The sequence below is a fragment of the Nitratifractor sp. genome (assembly GCF_015487065.1).
Classification (GTDB): domain Bacteria; phylum Campylobacterota; class Campylobacteria; order Campylobacterales; family Sulfurovaceae; genus Nitratifractor.
In genome coordinates, this window is sequence record NZ_WFQN01000026.1 from 1 (window position 1) to 7,272 (window position 7,272).

Here is a 7,272-nt window from a genome sequence, read left to right on the forward strand (position 1 = left end):
AAACAAGGCTTCATAGATATGAAAAAAAACCTTTCTCTATTTCTCGCCCTTACAACCGTCATCTTCTCTCTCTCCGCCTGCTCCGGCGGCAAAAATCGAAGCAGCTTCCTCAAGGAACATGTCAGCGACTACAACATCACCGAGACCGCCCGGCGTATCAGCGCGGCCCTGGAACCCAAAAACTACCACCTCCTACGCAGCATCGACCAGGAGCAGCGTGCCGCCGCCATCAAAATGTACCTCAAACCGACCCTGACGCTGGAGATCGACAACCCCAAGATCAGCGCCAAACTCCTCGACTGCAACCCCACCATGGCGGTGGATCTGCCCCTGCGTATCGGGATCTACAATGAGCTCAACGGCACGACGCATCTGGTCTACACCAACCCGGAATACTGGTCCCTCAAACACAATATCAAAGAGAAAACCTGCATCGACCTGATCAACCTGATGGCCAGAGACCTGGATATCGCCAGTGACGCCGTCAAAAAGGTGCATCGTTGAAACCGGGTCAGGTTCTCTACAAGATCAAAGAGGCACTGCGCCTCGATCCAGAAACCATGCTCAAGATCTATGAACTCGAAGCCTATCCCATCGAAGAGAAACGCCTCAAAGCCATTCTCAAAAAACCCTCCGCCAAAGGTCATGAGAATGCCGACTACGAAGAGCTGGGGATCTTCCTCGACGGGCTGATCCGCCTGACGCGGGGAAGCATCCTCAACCCGCCGCCGGAGGATGCCGAAATCGAACTGGACAACAACCTCATCCTCAAAAAACTCCGCATCGCGCTGCAGCTCAAAGAGATGGATATGGAGATGATCTTTGAAATGGGAGAGCGGCCGATGAGTCGCTCCAAGCTCCGGGACCTCTTTCGTTCACCGGAACACCCCAAATACCTCCCCTGCTCCGACGCGGTTCTCAACGACTTCCTCCTGGGACTGGAGGAGTACCGGGCCGACATGCCGCCTCTCAGTCACGCCGGCTGATCTTTCTTTCAGCCAACTATGTCATAATCTTTTTTCAACTCAACGATAAGGACAACCATGGCTCTCGAAACTCTCACCGCCGAAAATTTCAACGAAAAGATCAGCGCCAGCCCCATCGCCATCATCGACTTCTGGGCTCCCTGGTGCGGACCCTGCAAATCCTTCGCCCCCATCTTCGAAAAGGTCGCCGAGGAAAACCCCGATATTCTCTTCGGCAAAGTCAACACCGAAGAGGAGCAGGCCATCGCCGGCGAATTCCAGATCCGCTCCATCCCCACCGTCATGGTCATCAAAGAGGGAATCATCGTCTTCAACCAGGCCGGTATGCTCCCCGAAGAAGCCCTCAAAGATATCATCCAGCAGGTCCGGGAACTTGACATGGATATGGTCCGTGCCGAGATCGCCAAGCAGGAACAGGGCAACGCCCAGTAAGCTCACCGAAGCCCCGGCGGGCTTTCCCGCCGCTTCATATCTCCCACTTTCCATTCATTAGATTTTTTCCATTCAAACGAACCGACATCAAGATAATCTATCGGACTCTCTGTATAATCATGAAAAGAGAGGTTTCACACGATAGCGACAAAGGAGCTTGCCCTGAAAGGGTACCAAGAGTATTAGCGACTGCCGGAACTATCGAATAAAACCTGCCGTCATTCCGGGCTTGACCCGGAATCCACGGCCCGAAATACCCCAAAAGCCATGGATCCCGAATCGAGTTCAGGATGACGGAAGCATAACTCTTTGGATTTTCAAAGAACTCAATTTATTTTGAAGGTGGTGAAATGAAGATTATGATTGTAGGCGCCGGCGGTGTCGGCGGGTATCTGGGGGCACGCTTTATCCGTGCCGGAGAAAACGACGTCACCCTCGTCGCCAGGGGAGCGCATCTGCAGGCGATCCAAACGCAGGGCTTGCATATCATCGACCAGCAGGAAGAGTACACCGTCCAGCCTGCTCATGCCGTGGAAGACCCCTCCGGCCTGGGAATCCAGGATCTGATCCTCCTCACCCTCAAAGCGACCGACCTGGAGGCGGGTCTGGAGGCGATCCGTTCCAACGTCTCGGACCAGACGGTCATCCTCCCCCTGCTCAACGGCGTAGAGTATCGCCCCCGAATCCTTAAGCACTACCCCCGAGCCGACGCCCTGGAGGGGTGCATCTATATCCTCTCCAACATCGTCGAACCGGGAGTGATCCGCAAAAAAGGAGAGATCTTCCGTCTCTGCTGGGGCAAGGAAAATTTCGATCCAGACAACTACGCTCAGATCCTCAAACTCTTCGACCGCTCTCTGCCTCGTCACAAACCCACAGCCGATATCGCCTACGAACAGTGGCGCAAATTTCTCTTCATCTCCCCCATGGCGGCTCTCACCTCACTCTATAAGGTTCCGATGGATCAGGTCTACCGAGAGCATAGCGCGCAGCTCAGCCGCCTCCTGGAGGAGATCACCGCCCTCGCCCGGGCCAAAGGGATCTCCCTGGGGGAAAAAGAGATCGAAGCCACCATTGCCCAGGCCTCCAAAGTCCTCCCCGGCGCCAAAACCTCCATGCAACTGGACCTGGAACGGGGCAAACCTGCCGAGATCGAAGCGCTGGTGGGTTATGTAGTCAAAGAAGGTAAGCGTCTGGGGGTGGATGTATCGGAGATGGAACGAATCTATCAGCTTTTAAGAGCTGAACCTTCACCAGGCAATCATCATGAATAGAAAAACCAATCCCAAAACAATCAAATTGTTCCTTCTTGACGGTGTGCCGTTTTACAGTCCTTCCGCCGCGGCATCCCTTGTGATGGGCAGAAGCGCCAACGGTCTCACTGAATGGAAATCATAAGACGAGAGAGCCCTCCAATCGTTTGAAAGTGCAGAATAACGGGAAGAAGAGCCGCTTCTATTTTTCCCTCAGTTTACTAAACTGGACACGCATCTCCCCCGATCCCTTATTGAGATAGAGACCTGCTTTGTAATAGAAATCTTTGACATCGCGCCAATTTTTTTCCAACTCCGAATCATTGATATCTTTAAAAAGATCGATCGTTTTGGAATCAATTGTGAGATAGACCCGACCGTCATGTGAAGAGATTTTCGCACCGACAAATTTTCCTTTCGGACGGTCAGCGAGATAAAGGTAGTAACTTCCTGATCCTTTGACATCACTTTTGGAGACTATGGCCCAAAGAGCATCACGATGGATCTGACCGCTGAGAGAATCTTTGTGTTCATCCCTCCAGGCAAGGCGGATAAACGGCCGATGAGCATTTGCGTGATGCATCTGCATCCAGGTAAACTCCTCCACATCTTCCCCGATTTTGGAAAAGCGAATACGTCCCGAGAGTTCATGCGACTTTTTCAGATCAAACTCCTCAAAATGGCGTAACTCATCCCGCTCCAGAGCGTCAGCTGTCATAGAAAAGGTCATATATTTTCCCTTTGCCAAATAGAAAAAGTCACTGTGATAATCTTTGAACCCCTCTTTTTGCGCTACGACGGTATGGGAATCGGGATAAGTCAATTTCGCATCTTGAAGGAATGCCCGAAATTTATCATCACTGTAGGGAGCTTTCGGGTCACTCACAGAGGTCTCATCCGGAGCCCAGAAGTTACCGCTCATCACCAGCAGTGAGAGGAGATTGACACTATCCTCGTAGTAGCCTTCATGATCCTTTCTTACCGCGTTGTAGATACGATCGAGAAATTTCTGATACTTTTTATCTGCCATGGCGGCTACCCCGAAAGGAGCCTGGAAAAATGAACTGGTATAGTTACCGATTTTTCGACCCTTGAGAGTATAGCCCGATTTGATTTTGGCAGCACGCCCTTTGGTACGCTTATTGAGCCAGTTGATCATCTTGACAACGATTTTACGAGAGTGCTCGTCTCCGGAAATCAGGTAATCAAGACCGACACGCCAGGGATCCCGTCCCGCATTGTAATAATATTTACCGTCATTGGGTCCCTCCAAAAAATTACGGGGCGCCGGACGACAGGAGCTCACCGGGTCGCAACGAACCATAAAGTCGGGAAGGAGGCCGGTCTTTTTACTATATTTTTTCTGGATGTGTTCCAGTGCCTTTTGGCAAGATTCCGCCACATCATACCAGCTATCATCGCCGCTCGCCCAGGCGAAGCTTTTGAAAGCACTCAAAATACAATCGGAGCTACGCGGGGTAAACTGATTGTATTTCTCACCGTCATTCTCCACCCAGTCTCCCAATTTCGGCAACAGACTGTCAGGACCGATCGTAGAGGTCTTGATTCCCTCGATCACTCTGCGAGCTTCGGCCAGATAGTTGATCGCCCCGTCACTTCCCCACTGCTCATTGGCCAGCAGCAGGGCAAAGGCGATATCTGCATCACCGTCGAAAGCGCTGTCCGCCCCGTCAACTCTTTGACCGTTTTTGATCTTCCAACTCATAAGCCGTGAATCAATCTCACTGGGGTAGCGTCGTGAAAAGCGCCACATCCCGTCAAAAATCTCCCGGGCCTTTTGGTCATATCCGGCCATCAGAGCCGTAATCACCATCCCATAGCCCTGCCCTTCCGAGACCGTCACATCCGATCCCTTGCCGAAAGCGACCCGGTAAAGAAGGTTGCCGTTGTCATCTTTCCCGGCTGAAACCACATAACTCTTTTTCCAGTAGTCATAGAAATCGGCGACATCCCGATCCATCTGCTCCTGAGTGTATCGACTCGGTTTGATAGTTCCTGCCGTATAGTCCACATGCTGCGGAAAGGGATTATGCGGTTCCCCGCTCCAAAGAGTGTTTCCAATGAAAAGCATTGCAGTCACGGCAAAAACGCTTTTCAGTTTTCTGATTCCGGATATCTGATGTTTCATCCCGTTTTTCTCCTTCCATCTCTCGTATGCGATGAAAACCCTCCATCTGTCGATGAAGCCATCCTACGTTCCTCTTGTTTAATCTTTGTAAAGATAACCGAAAACCAGTAAAATCTCTATGAGAAGCGATTCACTTCCTCCAACACCTCCAAAAACAGCTCCCCATACCGCTCGAATTTCACCTCGCCGATGCCGTGGATAGAGAGCATCTCCTCCCGGTCGGCGGGACGGTGGATCGCCAGTTCGCGAAGCGTCTTGTCGGAGAAGACCACATAGGGAGGTACGCCGTGCTCCCGGGCGATTGCCTTGCGCCGCTCTCTCAGGCGCTCGAAAAGCTCCGCATCGAAATCGTCGGGCAGCTCAGGTTCCACGGAAGCCCTCCGGCTCGGGGCCTTGGTCTCCATACGCTCCTGACGGATCGTCACGGCCTCGAGTCCCTTGAGGATCTCCGCCCCTTTTTGAGTCAACACCACCCCTTTGTGTTCATTGAGTGTCGTCGCTCCCAGTTCCAGGAGCCGGTCGGCGACAACCCCCCACTGTTTGCGATCCAACTCCTTGCCGATGCCGTAGACCGAGAGCGATTCATGACCGTTGGCCAGGATCCGCCGGTCCCGGCTGCCGCGCAGCAGGTCGATCAGATAGCCGGTGCCGAAGCGCTGGCCGCTGCGCCAGGCCGCCGCCAGGAATTTCCGGGCCTCCTCGGTGATCTCTCTCTGTTGAGAGGCGGGAGCCAGGCAGTTATCGCAGCGCTTGCCGCAGGCCGGCAGCTCCTCGCCGAAATAGCCCGCCAGCGCCCGGTGGCGGCAGGTTTCCGACGTGCAGAGCCGCCAAAAGGCCTCCAGCTTCTCGTAGGCGTGGGCTTTGTAGGGGATCTCGGGCAGTTCGTCGATGAAGCGCCGCTGCATCAGCAGATCCTGAGCGCCAAAAAGCAGCAGCGTCTCCGCCTCCAGGCCGTCGCGGCCCGCCCGACCGATCTCCTGATAGTAGTTCTCCACGCTTTTGGGGAGGCTCATGTGAACCACATAGCGGATATTGCTCTTGTCGATCCCCATCCCGAAAGCCACCGTGGCCACCACCGTCTCGATCTCGTCGGCCAGAAAGGCCTCGTAGACCCGGCGCTTTTCCTCCGCCTCCAGCCCCGCATGGAAAGCAGCGGCTTTGTGCCCTTTGCTCCGTAGAAATTCCGCCAGAGACTCGGTCTGCTTCCGGGAAAGGGTATAGACGATCCCCGACTCTCCCCGGTGGGCCGCCAGTAGCTCCAGCAGCTGCCCCCGGCCGTCACCGAGGCGATGCCGGGCGGTAACGGTGAGGTTCTCCCGGTAGAGGCTTCCCCGAACCCGCACCGGATCCCTCAGCCGCAGCTGCTCGGCGATGTCCCGCTCCACCTCCGCCGTCGCCGTGGCGGTGAAGGCGGCGATGGGGATGGAGCCAAAACGCTCCCGCAGCCAGGAGAGACGGCGATAGTCCTGCCGGAACTCATGCCCCCACTCGCTGACGCAGTGGGCCTCATCGATGACGAAAAAGTTGACGGGTAGGGTCTGCAGGAGACGGGAGAAAAACTCTCCGGCCAGTCTCTCGGGAGCCACATAGAGCAGCTTCAGTTCCCCGCGGCGCAGCTGCGCCAGCACTTCGCGTTGCTCCTCCTGCGACTGCATCGATCCCAGCATCGCCGCGGCGATCCCCTGCTCCCGCAGGGCCGTCACCTGATCATGCATCAGCGCCAGCAGCGGCGAGATCACCACCGTCACCCCCGGCATCATCAGGGTCGGCAGCTGGTAGCAGAGGGATTTTCCCCCGCCGGTAGGCAGGATCATCAGCAGATCCCGCCCGCTCAATATCGCATCCACCGCCTCCTCCTGCAAGGGACGGAAAGCCTCATGTCCGAAATGGCGTCGGAGTGTTTCGAGTTTGTTCATATCAAAACTGTAACACTGTTTCCGGGGAGAATCCAAGAATCTTTCATTTTGTACGGTTCTTCCCTCTTTTGCCTCTTCCGATCCAATAGTCCGCCTCCGCATCGCCCTCTTTTTTCAAAAGCAGGCCGTAGTTGAGCGCTCCCTGCCTGCTGCCGTTCAGCGCCGCCTCACGGTACCACTTTTTGGCCCGTTTCAGATCCCGTTCCACTCCCTCACCGTGAGCATAGAGCCAGCCCAGATAAAACTGGGCGCCGGCATGGCCCAGCTTGGCGGCTTGTTCGTAATAACGCCGTGCCATGGTGAGATCCCTGGCCACCCCTTTGCCCCGATAGTAGAGATTGGCCAGGTTGTAGGCGGCTTTCGCCACCCCCTTGCCGGCGGCCTTTTCGTAATACGCTCTGGCCTTGGCAAGGTCCGGCTTCACCCCGTAGCCGCGCTCCCAGACCACCCCCAGGTTAAACAGGGCATACCCATACCCCTGGGCCGCCGCCTTTTCGTACCAGTGCCTTGCTTCTTCCAGGTCCTTGTAGATCCCT

General features: G+C 55.0%; 8 protein-coding genes. 5 read left to right on the forward strand and 3 right to left on the reverse strand.

The genetic code is table 11. The features are described 5' to 3' along the window. The 5 genes from F8I07_RS01240 to F8I07_RS10065 all read left to right on the forward strand — a co-directional run. On the forward strand, positions 1-504 hold a 504-nt coding region (locus F8I07_RS01240), incomplete at its 5' end, for a DUF302 domain-containing protein (protein WP_292654692.1). Next, positions 501-986, forward strand: coding sequence for a DUF1456 family protein (locus F8I07_RS01245; protein WP_292654695.1), 486 nt, complete (start codon positions 501-503; stop codon positions 984-986). The genes F8I07_RS01240 and F8I07_RS01245, both read left to right, overlap by 4 nt. A 57-nt stretch (positions 987-1,043) precedes the next feature. Continuing rightward, a complete protein-coding gene (gene trxA / locus F8I07_RS01250) occupies positions 1,044-1,418 on the forward strand; it encodes a thioredoxin (RefSeq protein WP_292654698.1) in 375 nt (124 codons plus the stop codon). A gap of 350 nt (positions 1,419-1,768) precedes the next feature. After that, positions 1,769-2,692, forward strand: coding sequence for a ketopantoate reductase family protein (locus F8I07_RS01255; protein ID WP_292654700.1), 924 nt, complete (start codon positions 1,769-1,771; stop codon positions 2,690-2,692). Continuing rightward, positions 2,685-2,816: a DUF4357 domain-containing protein gene (locus F8I07_RS10065; protein ID WP_367264265.1), complete on the forward strand. Its 132-nt coding sequence runs from the start codon at positions 2,685-2,687 to the stop codon at positions 2,814-2,816. The genes F8I07_RS01255 and F8I07_RS10065 overlap by 8 nt, the downstream gene beginning before the upstream one ends. A gap of 57 nt (positions 2,817-2,873) precedes the next feature. Here F8I07_RS10065 and F8I07_RS01260 read toward each other — a convergent pair whose 3' ends face one another. From F8I07_RS01260 to F8I07_RS01270, 3 genes are all read right to left on the reverse strand, one after another. Next, positions 2,874-4,820: a glycosyl hydrolase family 8 gene (locus F8I07_RS01260; RefSeq protein ID WP_292654703.1), complete on the reverse strand. Its 1,947-nt coding sequence runs from the start codon at positions 4,818-4,820 to the stop codon at positions 2,874-2,876. Between the two features lie 116 nt (positions 4,821-4,936). After that, complete coding sequence (gene recQ / locus F8I07_RS01265) at positions 4,937-6,736, reverse strand: DNA helicase RecQ (RefSeq protein WP_292654705.1); 1,800 nt, start codon at positions 6,734-6,736, stop codon at positions 4,937-4,939. A 43-nt stretch (positions 6,737-6,779) separates the two neighbouring features. Then, positions 6,780-7,272: tetratricopeptide repeat protein (locus tag F8I07_RS01270; protein WP_292654708.1), on the reverse strand; the 493-nt coding region annotated here is incomplete at its 5' end.

What these genes read in the sequence shown, in the direction of transcription:
- trxA (WP_292654698.1), top strand. Translation starts at nt 1,044, where the DNA reads ATGGCTCTCGAAACTCTCACCGCCGAAAATTTCAACGAAAAGATCAGC.
- F8I07_RS01255 (WP_292654700.1), top strand. Translation starts at nt 1,769, where the DNA reads ATGAAGATTATGATTGTAGGCGCCGGCGGTGTCGGCGGGTATCTGGGG.
- F8I07_RS10065 (WP_367264265.1), top strand. Translation starts at nt 2,685, where the DNA reads ATGAATAGAAAAACCAATCCCAAAACAATCAAATTGTTCCTTCTTGAC.
- F8I07_RS01260 (WP_292654703.1), bottom strand. Translation starts at nt 4,820, where the DNA reads ATGAAACATCAGATATCCGGAATCAGAAAACTGAAAAGCGTTTTTGCC.
- recQ (WP_292654705.1), bottom strand. Translation starts at nt 6,736, where the DNA reads ATGAACAAACTCGAAACACTCCGACGCCATTTCGGACATGAGGCTTTC.